This is a genomic window from Sulfurimonas sp. HSL-1656 (assembly GCF_039645585.1).
In the GTDB taxonomy this organism is placed as follows: domain Bacteria; phylum Campylobacterota; class Campylobacteria; order Campylobacterales; family Sulfurimonadaceae; genus Thiomicrolovo; species Thiomicrolovo subterrani.
Map to the genome: position 1 here is coordinate 2020783 of NZ_CP147915.1, position 18782 is coordinate 2039564.

15 protein-coding genes and 1 other RNA gene are annotated in these 18782 nt (G+C 58.9%); 3 read left to right on the plus strand and 13 right to left on the minus strand.

The features are described from left to right. Window positions 1-92: 92 nt before the first annotated feature. Both WCX49_RS10505 and WCX49_RS10510 read left to right on the plus strand, forming a co-directional pair. Window positions 93-497 (plus strand): Rrf2 family transcriptional regulator, encoded by a 405-nt coding sequence (locus WCX49_RS10505; protein ID WP_345985041.1) that lies wholly within the window; start codon window positions 93-95, stop codon window positions 495-497. Between the two features lie 17 nt (window positions 498-514). Further along, on the plus strand, window positions 515-1582 hold the full coding sequence (locus WCX49_RS10510; protein ID WP_345985042.1) for a phosphoesterase: 1068 nt from the start codon (window positions 515-517) through the stop codon (window positions 1580-1582). 4 nt (window positions 1583-1586) lie between these two features. On the opposite strand, the gene WCX49_RS10515 is transcribed toward WCX49_RS10510, so the two are convergent. The 11 genes from WCX49_RS10515 to gap all read right to left on the minus strand — a co-directional run bounded on the left by WCX49_RS10515 (window position 1587) and on the right by gap (window position 16138). Next, on the minus strand, window positions 1587-2993 hold the full coding sequence (locus WCX49_RS10515) for an N-acetylmuramoyl-L-alanine amidase (protein WP_345985043.1): 1407 nt from the start codon (window positions 2991-2993) through the stop codon (window positions 1587-1589). Window positions 2994-2999: 6 nt separating this feature from the next. Then, window positions 3000-4091 (minus strand): nitronate monooxygenase, encoded by a 1092-nt coding sequence (locus WCX49_RS10520; protein ID WP_345985044.1) that lies wholly within the window; start codon window positions 4089-4091, stop codon window positions 3000-3002. Further along, window positions 4092-5294 (minus strand): tyrosine--tRNA ligase, encoded by a 1203-nt coding sequence (tyrS, locus tag WCX49_RS10525; protein WP_345985045.1) that lies wholly within the window; start codon window positions 5292-5294, stop codon window positions 4092-4094. A gap of 16 nt (window positions 5295-5310) precedes the next feature. After that, a complete protein-coding gene (locus WCX49_RS10530; RefSeq protein ID WP_345985046.1) occupies window positions 5311-7467 on the minus strand; it encodes a RelA/SpoT family protein in 2157 nt (718 codons plus the stop codon). Between the two features lie 54 nt (window positions 7468-7521). Continuing rightward, entirely contained in the window at window positions 7522-7746 is a 225-nt protein-coding gene (locus WCX49_RS10535; RefSeq protein WP_345985047.1) for a DNA-directed RNA polymerase subunit omega, read from the minus strand. 23 nt (window positions 7747-7769) lie between these two features. Beyond that, window positions 7770-8483, minus strand: a complete 714-nt coding sequence (pyrH, locus tag WCX49_RS10540; protein WP_345985048.1) for a UMP kinase — start codon at window positions 8481-8483, stop codon at window positions 7770-7772. A gap of 165 nt (window positions 8484-8648) precedes the next feature. Next, window positions 8649-9650, minus strand: coding sequence for a dihydroorotate dehydrogenase-like protein (locus tag WCX49_RS10545; protein WP_345985049.1), 1002 nt, complete (start codon window positions 9648-9650; stop codon window positions 8649-8651). Continuing rightward, window positions 9641-13210 (minus strand): pyruvate:ferredoxin (flavodoxin) oxidoreductase, encoded by a 3570-nt coding sequence (gene nifJ, locus WCX49_RS10550; RefSeq protein WP_345985050.1) that lies wholly within the window; start codon window positions 13208-13210, stop codon window positions 9641-9643. The genes WCX49_RS10545 and nifJ overlap by 10 nt, the downstream gene beginning before the upstream one ends. Window positions 13211-13440: 230 nt before the next feature. Further along, a complete protein-coding gene (locus WCX49_RS10555) occupies window positions 13441-14400 on the minus strand; it encodes a 6-phosphofructokinase (RefSeq protein ID WP_345985051.1) in 960 nt (319 codons plus the stop codon). 13 nt (window positions 14401-14413) lie between these two features. Beyond that, window positions 14414-15133 (minus strand): ATP-binding protein, encoded by a 720-nt coding sequence (locus WCX49_RS10560; protein ID WP_345985052.1) that lies wholly within the window; start codon window positions 15131-15133, stop codon window positions 14414-14416. A 9-nt stretch (window positions 15134-15142) separates the two neighbouring features. Next, entirely contained in the window at window positions 15143-16138 is a 996-nt protein-coding gene (gene gap, locus WCX49_RS10565) for a type I glyceraldehyde-3-phosphate dehydrogenase (RefSeq protein ID WP_345985053.1), read from the minus strand. Window positions 16139-16427: 289 nt separating this feature from the next. On the opposite strand from gap, the gene WCX49_RS10570 reads away from it, so the two are divergent. Beyond that, window positions 16428-17039, plus strand: a complete 612-nt coding sequence (locus WCX49_RS10570; RefSeq protein WP_345985054.1) for an HD domain-containing phosphohydrolase — start codon at window positions 16428-16430, stop codon at window positions 17037-17039. Between the two features lie 18 nt (window positions 17040-17057). Here WCX49_RS10570 and ssrA read toward each other — a convergent pair. Continuing rightward, window positions 17058-17425: a transfer-messenger RNA gene (ssrA, locus tag WCX49_RS10575) on the minus strand. Window positions 17426-17507: 82 nt separating this feature from the next. Beyond that, entirely contained in the window at window positions 17508-18782 is a 1275-nt protein-coding gene (locus WCX49_RS10580; RefSeq protein ID WP_345985055.1) for an OmpA family protein, read from the minus strand.

The following is an 18782-nucleotide window of genomic DNA, read 5'->3' on the forward strand; positions in this document are numbered from 1 at the left end:
TCGATTTTTTTGAGCTACGCTTTAGAGTAATCGGATATAATTTCTCTTAATTAAATCAGATCTCGTGTACCTTGGGATCGGAAAGTGACACCATGCTCATTACCCGTGCCAGCGAATACGCCCTGCTCTCGCTCATCGTCCTGGCCAAGGCCGAGAAGCCCCTCGACGCCGACACCCTCTCCCGGGATCTCGACATCTCCAAGAGTTTTCTCGCGAAGATCCTGCAGTCGATGGCACGCAACGGCATCCTCAACTCTTTCAAGGGCGCCAACGGCGGATTTGCCCTAGCGAAGGACATGCACGACATCACCATCAGGGACATCACCTGCGCCGCCGAGGGGAAGAACCCCTCCGTCTTCGACTGTTCCAAATCCCAGAAAGACTGCCCCTCCGACAAGGCATCCACCTGTCAGATCTGGCCCGTCGTCAACCGGCTTCAGGGCAAGATCGACACTTTCCTGGAGGGATTGACCCTCGCCGACCTGATCGAACAGTAACCAATAGAAAGGCCATTGTGACCATTTACCACCTCTCCCATATCGACCTCGACGGCTACAGCTGCCAGCTTGTCATGCAGCATACGCCCCATACCATGCATTTTTACAACGCCAACTACGGCGAAGAGGTCCCCGAACGCCTGCGCCAGATCGTCGAGGCGCTTGAACACGAACGCGAAGCGATGATCCTCGTCACCGACCTGAACCTGACCCCCGACGAGTCCCGCTGGCTCGACGGCGAAGTGAAACGCTTCAACGAAACGGGTAAAAAGATCACCCTGCAGCTGCTCGACCACCACGGCAGCGGCAAGGAGAGCGCAGCACGCTACGGCTGGTACCTGCTCGATACCGACCGCAGCGCCACGAAGATCACCTATGAATTCGCCAAAGAACAGGGGTGGCTGCAGGAGGAGCCCGCGTGGATGGAGGCCTATGTCGCCGTTGTCAACGCCGTCGACCTCTGGCTGCAGCATGAAGCGGAGAACTTCGAATACGGAAAGGTCCTCATGCGCCTCGTGAGCGAGACCCGCGAACTGGGCCGGACCCTCTTTGCGGAGCAGGACCGCACCTACAAGCTGCGCCTGCTCACCGAAGCCGCGGCGATGATCGATCTTCCCGACGCCCCGATCGTGCTCGATGAGAAGATCCACCTGATGAAAAAGGGGTTTTTCCGCGAAGAGGAGAACAATACCCTCGACAACCTCGTCACGAAGTACATCGTCTCCCTCATGGGAGAGAAACGCAAGGAGATGACGATCTACTACAAAGGGTACCGCGGCTTTTTAAGCTATGCCGTCGGCAACACTTCCATCATCGGCAACGGCTTTCTCGTCGCCTACCCCGAGTATGATTTCATTGTCGACATCAGCCCCCGCGGGACGATGAGCCTGCGTGCCAACAACCAGGTCGACGTCTCCCTTATCGCCAAAGAGTGGGCGGGCGGCGGCGGACACCCCAACGCCTCCGGCGGCCGGATCCAGGGCTTCAAAGAGCAGTTCCGCTACGACAAGGTCAAAGCGCAGATCGAATCACTGATCGCCAAGCGCGAATCCGTCTCCGGGAAACTGCCGCAGAAAAGCGAATAGACCCCTAGCGGTTTTTCGCGAAATAGCGCTCCACACCCTCTGCCAGGCCCCTGGCAAAATAATCCTGATACGTATTGCTGTGAATACGCACCGCCTCTTTGGGGTGGGTAATAAAGCCTATTTCGACGAGGACCGCCGGCATCTGCGCGCCGACCAGAACCCAGAACGGCCCCTCACGCACCCCGGCATCCTTTACCTCTTTGTAACGGGCCCGCAGCGACGAGAGTACGCTGGATTGCAGGTCTATTGCCAGTTTGTGTGACGCGACGATCTTTTCGGAGTTGAGGACGTTCAAAAAGGTGCTCTTGCCGTAAAAATCCATATCCTCGACTTCCGCCTTGTTCTCCAGGGCCGCGGCATTCGTTGCCCGCTTGGAACGCGACGGGGAGAGAAAGTAGGTCTCGATGCCGTACGCCTTGCGCGCCTTGCTTTTGGGCACGGCGTTGGCATGCAGGGAGATGAAAAGGTCCGCTTTCTTCTTGTTGGCGTAGCCCGTACGGTTGCGCAGCTTGATGAACTTGTCGTTGCTGCGGGTCATGTAGACGGTGTAGCCGCGTTCGCGCAAACGTGAGGCCGTCTTCGCCGCCAGGGAGAGGACGATCTCCTTCTCCTTGTAACGGTTGTGCCCGACGGCCCCGCCGTCCTTGCCCCCGTGGCCCGGGTCGATGACGATTACCCGCTCTTTGTTGCGGGCCTGGCCCGGGCTTGCCACCGGCACGTGCTTGGGCGACGTCACCCCGGAGAGCCCGGCACGTACCGTCAGTGTCTTTTCCACTTTTGCAAAGCGCACCGGCAGCGCCTTGGAACTTTCCAGAACCAGGCGGATGGTCTGCGGTTTGTACTGGGTCAGGCTGATGCGCTTGAGCTCGCGGTGGGTCAGTGTATGGGACTTATCCAGAACGGCGTGAATGTCCAGGACGTAGCGGTAGCCGTGCTTGCCGCTTTTTTTCAGCTTGAAGAAGTTGACATCCCTGTTCGAGAGCGGTTTCTCAAAATGGAACACGAGATTGCCGCTGTCCCATTCGACCTCTTCCAGACGGTTCTGCCCCTTTATGCTCGGTGCTTTCACCTTTGGTGTTTCAGCTTCCGGCTCCGGTGCTGCCGCCGGAGCCGGCACGGTTTTGGGTTCGGGCGCGGGCAGGGTTTTGAGTTTTCTGCTGTAGTCGCTGACGTCGATATGCAGCGCGCTGCCGCTGGCAACGATCCCCTCGAGCGCACGGCGTTTCTTCGCCGTATCGCCTTCCATCGTTGCGTCCATATAGGCCGCTTTAAAGGTATCGTACGCCTGGAAGATTTCGGACTGTTTGTTAGAGTGGAGCGCGGCTTCCGCCTCGGAGACGGTCATCGCGTTGAGGGACGTACCAAGCAGTACGGCAGCGGTGGTGATCAGGCAGAGCCGCTTCAGCGTCATCAGGGCCTATTCGCCTTCGGTCAGCTTCTTCATCAGGTCGGCCACGCTGATGAGCTCGTTGATCCGGTAGCCGTTCGTGCCGGAGAAGAAGAGGCCGAGCTCGGTATTCCCCTCGTAGGCATCGCTGAGGCGGTCGGCGATACAGAAGCCGACCGCTTTCGCCTCGACCCCGCGTTCGCAGGGGGCGACGCAGTTCGAGATACACTTGATCGCAGGTCCGGTGCGCGTCTCGATCAGGCTGCTCAGGTTGGTACGCACCCCTCTGGCCGGGTAGCCGACCGGGGATTTCATGAGGTGGATATCCTCTTCTTTGGCTTCGAGCAGAACCTTTTTGAAGTTCGGGTGGGCGTCGCATTCGTACGTACCGATGAAACGGGTACCCATCTGTACCCCTTTGGCACCCAGTTCCATCATCTCCTCGATGTCCTTCTTGTCCCAGATGCCCCCGGCGGCAATGACCGGGATATCGCCCCAGGTCGCGGCCTCTTCGACAACGGGCTTGACGAGGTTCTCGAGCTGGTGCTCCTCCATGGAACACTGCTCATAGGTAAAGCCCTGGTGGCCGCCGCTTTTGGGACCTTCGAGGATGACAGCGTCAGGGAGACGGTTGTAGCGCTTTTCCCAGCGTTTACAGATGATCTTGAGCGCTTTGGGCGAAGAGACGATCGGTACCAGGGCCACATCGGGGTACCCTTCGGTGAACTCCGGCATGTTCGTCGGCAGTCCCGCCCCGGTGATGATGATGTCGATTCCCGCTTCGCAGGCATCACGGACGACACGGCCGTAGTCGTTGATGGCGTAGAGAATATTGGCCGCGAGCGGTGCATCGCCGCAGATCTTGCGCGCGTTGTCGATGATGGCGGTCAGCCCCTCTTTGGAGTAGAAGTTCTCCACGTCCAGCGGGCGGCCGGCCACCAGTTTGTGCGCATGCTCTTTCTGCTCGTAGTAGCCGGTGCCGACGGCGCTGATGACACCGAGTCCGCCCTCTTTGGAGACGGTTCCGGCCAGACGGTCCCAGCTGATGCCGACGCCCATCCCGCCCTGAACGATCGGTTTTTCAAGCGTATATTTACCGATTTTCAGCGGTTTGAAACTCATCTATTTCACCTTTACGCGGGCAAATTTGCGTTTGCCTACCTGAAGAATGTACTCGCCCGCTTCCAGCTGAAGCTGTTCGTCATCCACTTTTTCTTGATCCATTTTAACGGCTCCTTGCTTAAGGTCGCGCCGGGCCTGCGATGTAGATGCCTCAAGGCCGCAATCCTGCAAGGCTTTGGCGATCCAGACCGGGCCGTCAAGCTCGAATTCGGGCATGTCGCTCGGCAGTTCGCTCTTGGCGTGGACCCGCTCGAACTCCGCCTTCGCCGCATCAGCATCCGTTGCGCTGTGGAAACGCTCGACGATCTCCATCGCCAGCGCTTCCTTGACCTTTTTCGGGTGGGCCGCGCCGCTCTCGACATCGGCTTTGAGCTGGGCGATCTCGGCAAGGCTCTTGTGGCTGAGCAGCTCGTAGTAGCGCCACATCAGCTCGTCCGAGATACTGAGCACCTTCCCGAACATCTCCCCCGGAGCTTCGGCGACGCCGATATAGTTGTTGAGGCTCTTGCTCATCTTCTGGACGCCGTCGAGGCCCTCGAGGATCGGCATCATCAATACCGCCTGTTCCTTGCCCTTCTCGTAGGCGCGCTGCAGGTGGCGTCCCATCAGAAGGTTGAACTTCTGGTCCGTCCCCCCGATCTCGATGTCGCTGTCGAGGTGGACACTGTCAAAGCCCTGGAGCAGCGGGTAGATAAACTCGCTGATGGAAATGGGCGTGCCGCTTTTGTAGCGCTTCTCGAAATCATCACGCTCGAGCATCCGTGCGACGTTCATCAGGGTCGTGAGCTCCAGCATCCCCGCCGCGCCGATAGGGTTGATCCAGTCGGCGTTGAAGAGGACGTCCGTTTTTTCCGGATCGAGGATCTTGAAGACCTGTTCTTTGTAACTTTTGGCATTTTCCGCGATCTGCTCGGGGAGCAGCTTCTTGCGCGTCTCGCTTTTGCCGGTCGGGTCGCCAATCTGCGCCGTGAAGTCACCGATGATGAACTGGACGCGTCCGCCGATGCGCTGGAAAGCGGCCAGCTTGTTGAGCAGGACCGTATGGCCCAGGTGCAGGTCCGGCGCCGTCGGGTCGAACCCGGCTTTTACGCTGAAGGTTTTCCCCTCGTCGAGGGCCCCTTTTACCAGCGCCTCGATACGCGCTTCGTCGATGATCTCCGCCGTACCGCGGCGGATCTCAGCCAATGCTTCTGTTACTGTCATTCTTTCCCTTCACCTCTTACACGGAACGATACGCATCGTCCGTTCGAATAAACTGTATGATATGAATTTTTTGTTCAATTTTAGCGCGCAGGCGGTTAATATCCGCTTCCGAACTCTGGAACTCCAGCTCGCACAGCTGCTGGTGTTCCTGGCGTTCCTTGCCCAGCTCGATGCTGACAATCTCCGCCCCCAGCTTCGCCAGGAAGGTGAGGAAATCCGCCAGTGCCCCCTTGGCGTTGTGCATGCTGACAATCATGTGGTAGTGGAAGATGCTCTCCTGCTTCCAGCGCACGAAGAGCATCGGCTCCTCATCCTCGATCAGCGTTGCGGCGTGCTGGCACATCTTGTGGTGGATGTGCGCCTTGCCGTTACTCACAAATCCGACGATCTCGTCCCCGGCCTTGGGGTGGCAGCAGAAATCGAAAACGACGTCCGAGATCGTGTGGTTCGAGAAGAGCTCGATCGAACCGAAACGGTAGAGCTTGAGCTTGAAACGGTGTGTCGCCAGGAAGGCACCGAACTTCTTGTGCGAACGCAGCGCCTTGAGGTAGTGGTGCAGCACCTCTCTGAGGTAGTCGACGTCCCGGGCAATCATCCAGGCGTTCTGCAGCCGGTTGTGTTCGCGCAGCCACTCCCGGATGCGGGTAACGTTGAGCTGCATGACGCCGCGCATGATCAACAGGCCGCTCTTGCTGTCGATATCGCGGATGCGGTGACGGCAGTTGATGCGGATATGCTGTTTCGCCCGGGAGGTCTTGACGGCATCCATCCAGCTGCAGCGCAGCTGCTTCTCCTCGGAGGTCATGATCCGGACGATGTCGCCGTTATGCAGCTCCGCCAGCAGGCTCTTGCTCTCCTTGTTTACGAGGCACGATTCCGCCCGGTCCCCGATCTCTGTATGGACGGCGTAGGCGAAGTCGAGCGCCGTGGCACCGCGCGGGAGGGTGTAGGGTTTTCCCTTGGGGGAGAAAACGCTGATATCCTCGCTGTAGAGGTCGGTCTTCGCCAGCTCGTAGAAGTCCTCGATCGACTCCTCCTGATACTGCAGGTTCTGCAGCCAGTCGAGGTTGATGTTGTTGCCGCCGCTCTTGTACTTCCAGTGGGCTGCGACCCCCAGTTCCGCCGTCTTGTGCATCTCGAAGGTACGGATCTGCACCTCGATAATGGAGGTGTCGTCGAACACCGTCGTGTGCAGGGTCTGGTAGCCGTTCTCTTTCGGGATGGCGATGTAGTCCTTGAACCGCGACGTGAGCGGCTGGAAATGCAGGTGCACGAGCCCGAGCACGCTGTAGCACTGGGTCGGGTCGTTCACGAGCACCCTGATCGCCAGCAGGTCCAGCACCTCGTCGATGCTGATTCCCTTGCGCTGCATTTTGAGGTAGATGGAGTAGTCGTGTTTGATCCGGCTGAGGATCTCGTAGCTGCCGGGCATGATGCCGTGGCGCTCCATCAGCTTCGCGATCTTCTGGCGGAAGCCGTTGAGGCGCAGCTCGATATCGTGGTAGTTCGCCTTCAGGTAGTCGTCGATCCGTTTCTTCTCGTCGGCGAAGACATAGGTAAAGCTCAGGTCTTCCAGGAAGTTCTTGATGTAGGAGATACCGAGGCGGTGGGCAATAGGGGCGTAGACGACCAGGGTCTCCTCGGCGATGCGGCGCTGCTTGGCCTCCGGCAACGCATCGAGGGTCAGCATGTTGTGCAGCCGGTCGCAGAGCTTGACGACCAGGACGCGGATGTCCTTGATGGAGGCGAGCAGCATTTTGCGGAACGTCAGCGCGGAGACGACGAGCTTTTCATCCGAATGCGAAGGGATGAGCTCCTTGTCCCGGATCAGGTCGATCTTCGTGAGACCGTGCACCAGGTGGGCGACGTCGGAGCCGTAGCGCATCTCCACCGCTTCGATGGTGTTGGGCGTATCCTCGACGACATCATGAAGCAGCGCCGCGATGACCATGGCGCGGTCCCCGGTAATGGAGGCTACCAGCGCGGAAACAAGGATGGGGTGGACGACATAGGGTTCGCCGCTCTTGCGTGTCTGGTGCGCATGGGCGTCTTTGGAAAAAAGCAGCGCATCTTCGATCAGTTCGTCAAAGGCGATGTTTTCGTGCAGCAGCGCCGTCGCACTTTCAATATCCCGAATGGAACGGATCTGGTTGATATCAAAATTGTTTGCCATGGCTGCTCTTTGCGGTCAAATGTAGGAGCGCCCGGCGGGCGCAGGGAGGGAGGGTCAGGCTTTCTGCTTGAAGCCCTTGATGAGAACGAGGCCTTCCGCGATCTCCATCAGCGCGAGGTCGGTCGACTTGGTCGTTTTAAGGTCGAGGTTGAGCTTGCTCTGGGCACCGTTTTCCAGCTCTTTCGCGCGCTGTGCGACGGCGATGGCAAGCTGGTAGCGGTCGATGCCGGCAGTGCTGAGGGCTTTAGCGGTAATCTCTTCAAGACGAAGGTTTGTCATGGTGTTTTCCTTTGGTAAATTTCTTACTGCTGTACGATGGAGCAGTTGGTGTAATCGCCGCCGATGATCTCAAGCAGGTTCCCCTGCTTGAACATGTCGCAGACGATAATCGGCAGTTTGTTATCCTTGGCCAGCGCGATGGACGTATCGTCCATGACCTTGATGTGGTCATGCAGTGCCTGATCATACGTCAGGGTGTCCAGTTTGACGGCATCTTCGAATTGATTCGGGTCCCGGTCATAGACGCCGTCGACCTTCGTTGCTTTGATGATGACATCGGCGCCGATCTCGACCGCCCGCAGCGTCGCGGCGGTGTCCGTCGTAAAGAAGGGGTTCCCCGTGCCCGCCGCGAAGATCACGACGCGTCCCTTTTCCAGGTGGCGGACCGCACGGCGCTGGATGTAGGGCTCGGCGATCTGTTCCATTTTGATCGCCGTCTGCACCCTTACCTTCAATCCGGCATGCTCGCACGCCTCCTGCATCGCCACGGCGTTAATGACCGTCGCCAGCATGCCCATGTAGTCACCGGCGGTACGGCGGATGATCCCGTCCTTTGCCGCCGTTACGCCGCGGATGATATTGCCGCCGCCGATGACAAGACCGACCTGGATCCCCGCGTCGACGAGGCTCTTGATCTCCTGGGAGATGTAATTGAGGATCTGGGTGTCGATCCCGTGACCGGCTTCACCGGCCAGCGCTTCACCTGAAAACTTAACCAACACCCGTTTTTGACCCATCAAACACGCTCCTCTCTCTTACACCAACGACGCCAGCAGCGCGTAAAAAGTGTCTTTATAAAATCCCGCAATTATATTTTACAATCGCTTTAAAGAAGCTTTAAGAAAAGAAAATCCCCGGCATGCGGGGGAAAGAAAGTTTCAATCGGAAGCAGCGGATCCGCGCTAAAACCAGAGCTCGTCGCCGTGGCGGAGCAGATCGACGTAGTTCGCGCGCTCCAGGGCCGAAGGGTTGGGGGCCTTGGCGTAGCTGATGGCCCCGCGCATCTGGTCGAACGATTCGTACTCATGCTCCGTCATCCAGTGCTCCGCGGCCTCCAGCATCACAGCGGCATGGGTCTCCCCCCGTTCGTAGAAGACCGTTGCGGCCGCCACCGTACTCGCCCCGGCCATCACGGCCTTGACGATATCGGTTCCCTCCGTTACCCCGCCCCCGGCGCAGAACTGCAGCCCGCTCTGTCCGTAGCAGATCGCCACGGCGCGCAGGGCCGCCGCAAAATCGGCCGGGGAACTTTTGTAGAGTTTGCGGCTCCACTCCAGCGCTTCGAGGTCGATATCGCTGTGGTAGAAGCGGTTGAAGAGCACGGCGGCTGCCGCCCCGGACTCCTCGGCGGCCTTGAGGAAATGGGGCAGCGCCGTAAAGGCCGGGGCCAGTTTCACCGCGAACGGCAGGGTCGTCTCCCGCCGGACCGCCGCGATCGCCTCGAGGTAGTGCGCCTCGATCTGGTCGGGGGCGATCCATGCCCTGTCGGCGGGGTAGTAGAGGTTCAGCTCCAGCGCTGCCGCGCCCGCATCCTCGAGCATCCTGGCGTACCGGGTCCAGCCGCCGCTGCTCACCCCGTTGAGGCTGGCGATCACGGGGATATCCAGTGCGGATTTCAGGGCGCGCAGACGGTTGACGTAGTTCTCGGTCTCGTAATTCTCGAACTGCCCCTCCGGGAAGAAGTCAAGTGCCTCGGAGAAGGCATTCTTGCCGTGAAAGAGCATATGGTCGATCTCGTGCAGCTCCGCATTGATCTGCTCCTCGAAAAGCGAATGCATGACGACCGCGGAGACGCCCTGCTCTTCCAGGGCACGGCAGCGGTCGGTATGCAGGCTCATCGGCGAGGCCGAGACGATGAGAGGGTTTTTCAGTTCCAGGCCGAGATAGTTGACACTCATTTGCATGTCTCCTCCTTGCTGAGATTGAGATTGCCGCTGGCGGCCAGGTCGCTGTAGCGGACCCAGTCGTGCTGCGCCTTCCGGGAGGCTGCGCCCAGGAAGGCATCCGCCCGTTCGGCATTCATCTTGAGGACCATCTTGAAACGCGCCTCGTTGTACATGTACTCCTTGACCGGGAGCTTCGGTGCTTTGTAGTCGAGGCTGAAGGGGTTCTCTTCCGTGCCGACCTTCTCCGGGTTGTAGCGCATCAGCGGCCAAAGGCCGCATTCGACCGCCCGCTTCTGCTGGGCCATGCCGTAGCGCAGGTCGTAGCCGTGCGCAATACAGTGGCTGTAGGCGATGATGATGGAGACCCCTTCGTACGCTTCGGCTTCCACGAAGGCCTTGAGCGTCTGCGCGTCGTTGGCCCCCATCGCGATCCGGGCGACGTAGACGTTGCCGTAGCTTAGCGCATGCATCGCCAGGTCTTTCGCATCGGCGGGTTTGCCCCCCGCGGAGAACTTCGCCACCGCCCCGACCGGCGTCGCCTTGGAGGTCTGGCCGCCGGTGTTGGAGTAGACCTGGGTATCCATCACGAGGATATTGATGTTACGCCCCGAGGCCAGTACGTGGTCGAGCCCGCCGTAGCCGATGTCGTAGGCCCAGCCGTCGCCCCCCATCGCCCAGACGGATTTGCGCACCAGGTAGGAGGTGACGCCCGCGAGCAGCCGCGCCTCCTCCCGGTCGATTCCGGGCAGTTTCGCTTCCAGTGCGGCGACATCCGCACGTTGGCGGGCGATCTCCGCATCCGTTTTCTGCGGGTTGCCCAGCAGCGCGTCGGTCAGATCACCGCCGACTTCACCGCGCAGGGTTTCGAGCAGCTCCCGGGCGAATACCGACTGCTTGTCGATGCTTGCGCGCATGCCCAGGCCGAACTCGGCGTTGTCCTCGAAGAGGGAGTTCGACCAGGCCGTACCGCGCCCCTCGCTGTTCTTCGCCCACGGGGTCGTAGGCAGGTTCCCCCCGTAGATGGAGGAGCAGCCCGTCGCATTGGCGATGATCATCCGGTCGCCGAAGAGCTGGGATGCGAGCTTCACATAAGGGGTCTCGCCGCAGCCCGGGCACGCACCCGAGAACTCGAAGAGCGGCTGCAGCAGCTGCGCCTCTTTGACCTTCGTACGGTCGAGACGGCTGCGGTCGACCTCGGGCAGGGAGAGGAAGTAGTCCCACTGCGCCACGGCCGCATCGTGGATCGGCTCGATCGGCGCCATGTTGATCGCTTTTTTGGAGAGGTCGGATTTATTCTTGGCCGGGCACATCTCGACGCAGAGCGAACACCCCGTACAGTCCTCGACGGAGACCTTGATCGTAAAGCGTTCGCTGTCCTCAAATGTCTTCGACTTCACGTTCACGGCGCTGAAACCTTCGGGGGCATCGGAGAGCAGCGCTTCGTCAAACACCTTGGCGCGGATGACGGCGTGCGGGCAGACCTCCATACATTTGCCGCACTGGATACAGACGTCCGGGTCCCAGACCGGGGCATCGAGTGCGATCTCGCGCTTCTCATACTTCGTCGTCCCCAGCGGCCAGGTCCCGTCGGCCGGGATGGCACTGACGGGCACGCTGTCGCCTTCGAAGGCCTCCAGCTTGGCCGTGACGTTCTCAAGGAACGGATCGGCGACGTCGAGCTTGTAGACCGGCAGCAGGTCCGCCCCGGAACCGACCGCGTCGGGCACGCTGATCTCGTGCAGGTTCTCGATCGCCTTGTCGACCCCGCAGAAGTTCATCCGTACGATCATCTCGCCCTTCTTGCCGTAGGTCTTTTCGATGCTCTCTTTGATCTTCGCGATCGCCTGTTCCGGCGGGATGACGCCGGCGATATGGAAAAAGCAGGTCTGCATGATGGTATTGATCCGCCGCCCCAGGCCGCACTCCTTGGCCACCTCGTAGGCGTTGACCGTGTAAAGCTTCAGCCCCTTCTCGATGATACGCTGCTGGGCGATCCGCGGCAGCCGCATCCACACTTCATCGGCGTCGTAGGGGGCATTGATGAGCACCTTCGCCCCCGGTTTCGCCTGTTTGAGGATATCGTACTTGAGTATGAAGACGAACTGGTGCACGCCGACGAAATCGGCGGTATCGATGAGATAGGTGGAGAGGATCGGCTCGGCAGAAAAGCGCAGGTGCGACGTCGTCATCGAACCCGATTTCTTCGAGTCGTAGACAAAATAGCCCTGGACGTGCCGCCCCTCCTCCCCGATGATCTTGATGGAGTTCTTGTTCGCCCCGACGGTCCCGTCGCTGCCCAGGCCGTAAAAAAGCGCCTGTTCCACGCCGCTGCCGTCCGTCTCGAATGCAGGGATATCCAGGGAGAGGTGGGTGACGTCGTCGGTGATACCGACCGTAAAACGCCGTTTCGGCTCGGTTTTTTTCAGCTCGTCGAAGACCGCTTTGACCATCGCCGGCGTGAACTCCTTGGAGGAGAGGCCGTAGCGTCCTCCGATAATGCGGGGCATCTGTTTGCACTCCCCCATCGAGAAGGCTTCGGCGTAGGCGTGCATGACATCCTGGAAGAGCGGTTCGCCGTTGGAACCGGGTTCCTTCGTGCGGTCCATCACGGCGATGGACTCCACGCTTCTGGGGATGGCACTCAACAGCCGGGCGGCATCAAACGGTCGGTAGAGGCGGACGACAAGCACCCCGGTCTCATACCCGAGCCCGTTGAGCGCGTTCACCGCCTCCCGCACCGTTTTCGCGGCGGAAGCCATGATAACGATGAGCTTTTTGGGGTTGGCGCAGCCGTAGTATTCATAGAGCCCGTACTGCCGTCCCGTCAACGCGGCGAACCGGTCCATCTGCTCCTGCAGGATCCCCGCAAAAGCGTCGTAATAGGCATTGACGCTCTCGCGCCCCTGGAAGTAGACGTCGGGATTCTGGCTCGTCCCGCGCAGGACCGGTTTCTCCGGGTCGAGCGCCCTCGCCTTGTGCGCCGCCACCATCTCCGGCGTCACCATCGCCTTCATCACGGCATCGTCGAGGGTCTCGACGCCGACCAGTTCATGGGAAGTGCGGAAACCGTCAAAGAAATGCAGCACGGGGATGCGGCTTCGCAGGGACGCCGCCTGGGCGATCAGGGCAAAATCGTGCGCTTCCTGGGCGTCGCAGGAGGCCAGCATCGCAAAGCCCGTCGGACGGCACTGCATGACGTCGCTGTGGTCGCCGAAGATGGAGAGGGCCTGGGCTGCCAGGGAACGGGCCGCGACATGGAAGACGGTCGGAGTGAGCTCCCCGGCGATCTTGTGCATATTCGGGATCATCAGCAGCAGGCCCTGCGACGCCGTAAAGGTCGTCGTCAGCGATCCGGCCTGCAGGGCGCCGTGGACGGCGCCGCTCGCCCCGCCCTCGCTCTGCATCTCCATGACGTCCGGGACCGTTCCGAAAATATTCGCGTCCCCTTTGGCAGCGTATTCGTCAGAGTGTTCTCCCATGGGTGACGAGGGGGTAATCGGGTAGATGGCGATCACTTCGTTGGTTTTGAAAGCGACACGCGCAACGGCTTCGTTGGCATCCATGACAATTCGTGGCATCTCTTGTCTCCTTTGCTCTTGCGTCGGCATGATCCCGCTGCGGAGAAAAGCCTTTTGTTCCCGCTGTACGCGTCAACGCCAGCCTTGCGACGGTACTGCAAGAAACTTTCTACCCGTCGGTCATCGCCCATTGTACTGCGATGCGCTAAAAAGTCAAATTAAATAAAACGGAATGAAACCAAAGGGAGATATTCAGGGGGACACCGCCCCGGAAAATACGCCGCTGCGCGTCAGTCGATCAGGTTGATGGACGAGAGCAGCTCGCTGTCGATCGTGTAGGTGTGGGAGACGACGTCGTCGATCTCCATAAGGCCGTAGGCCCCGTCACGGTAGTAGACGACCTTGTTCGCATCGCGGGAGTGCAGCAGGTGGTCGATGGCATGGATGACGAACTCAAAGGCCATCAGCCTGTCGGTGACCGTCGGGTTCCCCCCGCGCTGGATATGCCCCAGGATACTCACCCTGGTCTCCAGACCGATGGTCGTCTCCAGCCACTCGGCGATCTCCGCGGTCTTGCCCGTTCCCTCGGCCACGACGGCCAGAACATAGCCGCGCCCGCCAGCCACCTCTTCAAGCAGCTGCTTTTCCGCCACTTTGATATTGAAATCGGCCTCGGGGATGATGCAGATCTCCGCCCCGCTGGCCAGGGCGGAAACGACGGCAAGGTAGCCGCACTCGCGCCCCATGACTTCGACGACAAAAGCGCGGTCGAACGTCGACGCGGTATCGCGGATCTTGTCCAGGGCGTCGCGGATGACGTTAAGCGCCGTATCGACGCCCAGGCAGTAGTCCGTGCCGTAGATGTCGTTGTCGATCGTCGTCGGGATACCGACGAAGTTCAGCGGGAACTCTTCGCTGAAACGCTGCATGGCACGGAAAGAGCCGTCCCCGCCGAGCACGACGAGCCCCGTGATGTCATACTTTTTGAGGTTCTCGAAGGCCTGTTTCCGGTATTCATACTCGAAAAAGCGCTTGGAACGGGACGAGCGGATAATGGAGCCCCCCCGGTGCAGGATCCCGGCAACGTCTTTATGGGAAGCTTCGGTAATCTCGCCGTCGATCATCCCCTCCAGGCCGTGGTGGATGAAATAGTGCTTCTCCCCCCGCTTGAAGGCGTAGTCGACAAACTTCTTGATCGCGGGGTTCATCCCGGGCGCGTCACCGCCCGAACACATAATGGCCAGTGCCATGTGCGCTCCTTTATTATTCGTCGATGGTGACGATGTCGCTCCGGATATCGTTGAACAGCAGGGTCTTGTGGTTCATGCGGCGCTGATAGAAAAACTGGTTCCGCTTCATATTTTTCAGTTCGGACGTATTGTAGTAGTTCGCATTGGAACAGCGGCCGAGGAAAAGGAACGTAAAGAGCAGTTTGAGCTGGGCATTCTCGAAGATCTCATGCGGCTGCGTCAGGAAGGTCAGTCCGTATTTTTTCATGTTGATCATGTTGAAAATATACATGAGGAAGTCTTCGAACTTCGTATAGAACCCGCCCAGCTGCGCAATCTCGTGGAAAAAGTAATAGTAGTTTTCCAGCAGCTCCTGCTTGGAGATCGTCTGCGAGAGCCGGCTTTTGACGTCACGCTTGTTGGAAAAGTAGCTCGGGTTGACCGCAAGGTAGATGTGCTTCCGCGCCTTGACCGCCTCGTCGAAGGCTGCATCGAAGGCATCGCTCTCTTCAAACTGCATGTAGTAAAAGTATTCGTCTTTGTAACGCGTCTCAACCTCGTCGGATGTGGGGTCCGAAAAGTCCATGTAGAGCGTCGGGATGCCGCTGGCAATGACAAACTCGCGGATCTTCGACGCGAGGTTCGTCTTGCCCGCCCCCTCTTCGCCGAGGATCAGCGTATTTTTATCGAGGAGATCCTCGGAGAGCTTGAGGGCGGCAATGCTGCTGTTGCAGTGTCCGATAATGCTTTTCATCCGCGTTCCTCAGTGTTCCCCGACGAACTTCGCCATGTCCATCAGACGCTCGGTATAACCCCACTCGTTGTCGTACCATGCCAGCACCTTCACGACCGTACCGTCAATGACGCTCAGCATGTCCGGGACGAACGTACAGCTGTAGGAGGAGCCGACGAAGTCGCTGGAGACGCGTTTGTCGTGGTCGATCTCGACACGGCCCGCGTATTCACCCGCCGCAGCGGCTTCAAAGGCGGCAATAACCCCCTCTTTGGTCGTCGCTTTTTTCAGGTTGACCGTCAGGTCGACGACGGAGACGTCCGTCGTCGGGACACGCATGGCGTAGCCGTTAAGCTTGCCCTGAAGATGCGGCATAACGAGACCGATCGCCTTGGCGGCACCGGTGGTCGTCGGGATCATGTTGACCGCCGCCGCGCGGGCACGGCGCATATCTTTGCTGTGCTTGACGTCAAGCAGGTTCTGGTCGTTCGTATAGGAGTGGATCGTCGTCATCAGACCGTTTTCGATCCCGAAGGTGTCATCGAGGATCTTCGTTACCGGCGCCAGGGCGTTGGTCGTACAACTGGCGTTGGAGATGACCGCTTCACCCTTGTAGCTGTCGGTATTGATGCCGATGACATAGGTCGGGGTATCATCCTTGGCCGGCGCGGACATGACGACCTTTCTGACGCTTCCTTTGAGGTGTTTTTTCGCCGTTTCCGTCGTCAGGAAGACGCCCGTACACTCGACGACGACTTCGGCGCCGGCTTTGCTGAAGTCCAAAGATTCGGGATCGCGCTCGCTGAACATCATGACCGGCTTGCCGCCGACTTCGATCGTATTTTCGTCAATGACCTTCGTGTCGATGCCGGCGTGCACTGAATCGTATTTGAGCAGGTACTCCAGCATATCGGGTTTGGCGGTCGTATTGATCGCCACCAGTTCCATATCATCACGCTGCGCCGCGATCTTGATCGCGATAAGCCCGATGCGTCCCGTTCCGTTAACCGCCACTTTGATTGCCATAGTCATTTCCTCGCAAAATGTTTAATATCGCCATTATAGTAAAAATGGTTTATAGAAAAGGTTACATATTTGTTTAAATACTGCCCACAGCCCGTCGTGCCGCGGCGATGCTTACCGTGCCGACGTCGGCGTCGGCACGCGGGATGGTACCCAGCAGCGGTTACTGCCGCGTTACGCTCTGCCTTGATCCCTATACCCCGTATACCACTCTTCTGGTACAATGGTCTCATACCGATCCCTGCCCGGCCGAACACGCCGGTGTGACCCGCAGCATGCAAAGGGGGGAACCATGAACCTTCTCGAATCACTCCACGCACAGCCCTGCAGCATTGAAGGGCTCCGTGAAAGCCTACGGCAGCGACACATCCAGACCCATGAGCACTGTGAACGGGTCGTCCTGCTCGCCGACGCTTTCGGCCACGCCTGCGGCCTCTCCGAGGATGAGCAGATCCGGCTGCTCTACAGTGCCATGTTCCACGACATCGGCAAAATCGGCGTTCCTGACAGCATTCTTCTGCATCCGGGTACCCTTGAGGCCGAGCAGCGCGAAACGATGGAGCTGCACTCCACCATGGGCGAAGCCATCGTCAGATTGATGCAGCTCCCCCAGGGCGACCGGATTGCCGCTTATATACGCCACCACCACGAGCACTATGACGGCAGCGGCTACCCCGACGGGCTGGAGGGCGAAGCCATCCCCCGGATCGCACGTATGCTCTCCATCCTCGACAGCTACGACGCCCTGCGCGAAACACGCCCCTACCGTGAGGCCCTTCAGCATCATGAAGCCGTTGAGATCATGCAAAGTGAAAGCGGCACCAAGCACGACCCCGTACTGCTACGTACATTTTTAGAGCTGGAAAATATGGATGAGATTGAAAAAAAATATTGTGAAAGATAGCATCGGTTAAAAAAGAATTGGTGGAGCTGTGGAGAATCGAACTCCAGTCCGAAAACAAGCTACCTGCGGCGTCTACATGCTTAGAGAGGTTGTTTGGTTTAACCGGGCTTCACACAACCTGCAAAGCTAGACCGGGCGAGTCTCGAAGTTCTTCTGCAGATGAGACACGCTGCAGATATATCTGGAGAAGGGTGATACTTCAAAATCCTTCCTATCCAGAGTCGGAAGGCGAAGCAGTCCTAAATGTTAGTTAAAACTTACGCTACAGCGTAAGCAGGACGATAATTTGTATTGTTTGCAGTTATGCAATCTGAGCCGTATAACGGGATGCTCAGCCCGGCATGCAACCGTAGGCGACCAGCTCCCGTCGAAACCTGGTCAGCCCCGTGTTTAAGTAAACATTCAATTATACCATAATTTCGGGGACCCCGGAGAAAACGGGGTCTCCGGCCGGTAGGAAGCGGCGTCTTATTTCAGCAGCCAGACTTCGATACGGCGGTTTGCCGCGCGCCCTTCTGCCGTACCGTTATCGGCGATCGGCTGGGACTCGCCTTTGCCTTCAACAATAATACGGTCTTCGGCGATACCGTTGGCGATCAGGAGGGTTCTGACGCTGTTCGCACGCGCTTCGGAAAGCCCCTGGTTGTATTTATCGGAACCGCGGCTGTCCGTATGGCCGAGGATCTTCACGTTGTATGACGGGCTCTCCTTGAGGAAGTCTGCGAATTCCACGACTTTGCCTTCAGAGTCTTTTTCGATGACCGCCGAGGCCGTTTCATAACGGATCTTCAGGGTCTTGACAACAGGGCAGCCAACCATATCGACTTTGAAGCCTTCGGGCGTATTCGGGCAGTTGTCTTTCAGGTCGCTGACGCCGTCGCCGTCGGAGTCGACCGCACAGCCCAATTCGTCCACGCTGGCACCCTTCGGCGTATTGGGGCACTTGTCGGAAGCGTCGACAACACCGTCTTTGTCGCCGTCAAGCTGGCAACCCATCGCATCGACCGTCGCACCGGCCGGTGTATCCGGGCATTTGTCCGACGCATCGGCCACACCGTCTTTGTCGCTGTCGAGCGGGCAGCCGCTTGCATCAACGGTCACACCGGCAGCGGTACCCGGGCATTTGTCCGCGTCATCGGCGACACCGTCGTTATCACTGTCTGACGGAGCCGCGGCGACCGCGGGTGCCGGTTCCGGTGCAGGTTCGGCAGCCGGTTCGGAAGCACCGAAACTGATGGTGAAACCGACGAGGGCCGCCAGGTTGTTATCCCAGCGGTCGTCGTTGTATTTGAGCATGTAAAGCGCTTCGGCTTTGAGGGCAAGCATCTCGGTGAGCGGGAACTTGAAGCCCAGGCCGGCATCGGCCATGACGCTGTCTTCGTTGTCGTACATATCTTCCGTCATATTCTCATACCCAAGACCGATCTTCATGAACGGGATCGCCGAACCCAGCGGCGCGTATTCATGAACGGCGTTGAGCATCACACGGGTGATCGTCGTCTCATCCGGACCCGGTTTGTAGTCGGCATCCGGCGAGTAGAGCACCGCCAGTTCCGGTTTGATACTGTCAAAAATCCCGTTAAACTGGAACTCGGCACCCACGGTACCTTCTTGTTTCAGGTTAAGGTTGCCTTCCGGCCAGACCACACCGAACAGCGGCGTGACCTCATAATCCGCTGCAGCGGCGGACGTTGCAAGTACCGCCGCAGTCACGGCAGATGTAATCAATCCAATTTTGCGCAT

Excerpts from the sequence above, each read along its gene's own strand:
- WCX49_RS10505 (WP_345985041.1), top strand. The coding sequence starts at position 93 with ATGCTCATTACCCGTGCCAGCGAATACGCCCTGCTCTCGCTCATCGTC.
- WCX49_RS10515 (WP_345985043.1), bottom strand. The coding sequence starts at position 2,993 with ATGACGCTGAAGCGGCTCTGCCTGATCACCACCGCTGCCGTACTGCTT.
- WCX49_RS10520 (WP_345985044.1), bottom strand. The coding sequence starts at position 4,091 with ATGAGTTTCAAACCGCTGAAAATCGGTAAATATACGCTTGAAAAACCG.
- tyrS (WP_345985045.1), bottom strand. The coding sequence starts at position 5,294 with ATGACAGTAACAGAAGCATTGGCTGAGATCCGCCGCGGTACGGCGGAG.
- WCX49_RS10530 (WP_345985046.1), bottom strand. The coding sequence starts at position 7,467 with ATGGCAAACAATTTTGATATCAACCAGATCCGTTCCATTCGGGATATT.
- WCX49_RS10535 (WP_345985047.1), bottom strand. The coding sequence starts at position 7,746 with ATGACAAACCTTCGTCTTGAAGAGATTACCGCTAAAGCCCTCAGCACT.
- pyrH (WP_345985048.1), bottom strand. The coding sequence starts at position 8,483 with ATGGGTCAAAAACGGGTGTTGGTTAAGTTTTCAGGTGAAGCGCTGGCC.
- WCX49_RS10545 (WP_345985049.1), bottom strand. The coding sequence starts at position 9,650 with ATGCAAATGAGTGTCAACTATCTCGGCCTGGAACTGAAAAACCCTCTC.
- nifJ (WP_345985050.1), bottom strand. The coding sequence starts at position 13,210 with ATGCCACGAATTGTCATGGATGCCAACGAAGCCGTTGCGCGTGTCGCT.
- WCX49_RS10555 (WP_345985051.1), bottom strand. The coding sequence starts at position 14,400 with ATGGCACTGGCCATTATGTGTTCGGGCGGTGACGCGCCCGGGATGAAC.
- WCX49_RS10560 (WP_345985052.1), bottom strand. The coding sequence starts at position 15,133 with ATGAAAAGCATTATCGGACACTGCAACAGCAGCATTGCCGCCCTCAAG.
- gap (WP_345985053.1), bottom strand. The coding sequence starts at position 16,138 with ATGGCAATCAAAGTGGCGGTTAACGGAACGGGACGCATCGGGCTTATC.
- WCX49_RS10570 (WP_345985054.1), top strand. The coding sequence starts at position 16,428 with ATGAACCTTCTCGAATCACTCCACGCACAGCCCTGCAGCATTGAAGGG.
- WCX49_RS10580 (WP_345985055.1), bottom strand. The coding sequence starts at position 18,782 with ATGCGCAAAATTGGATTGATTACATCTGCCGTGACTGCGGCGGTACTT.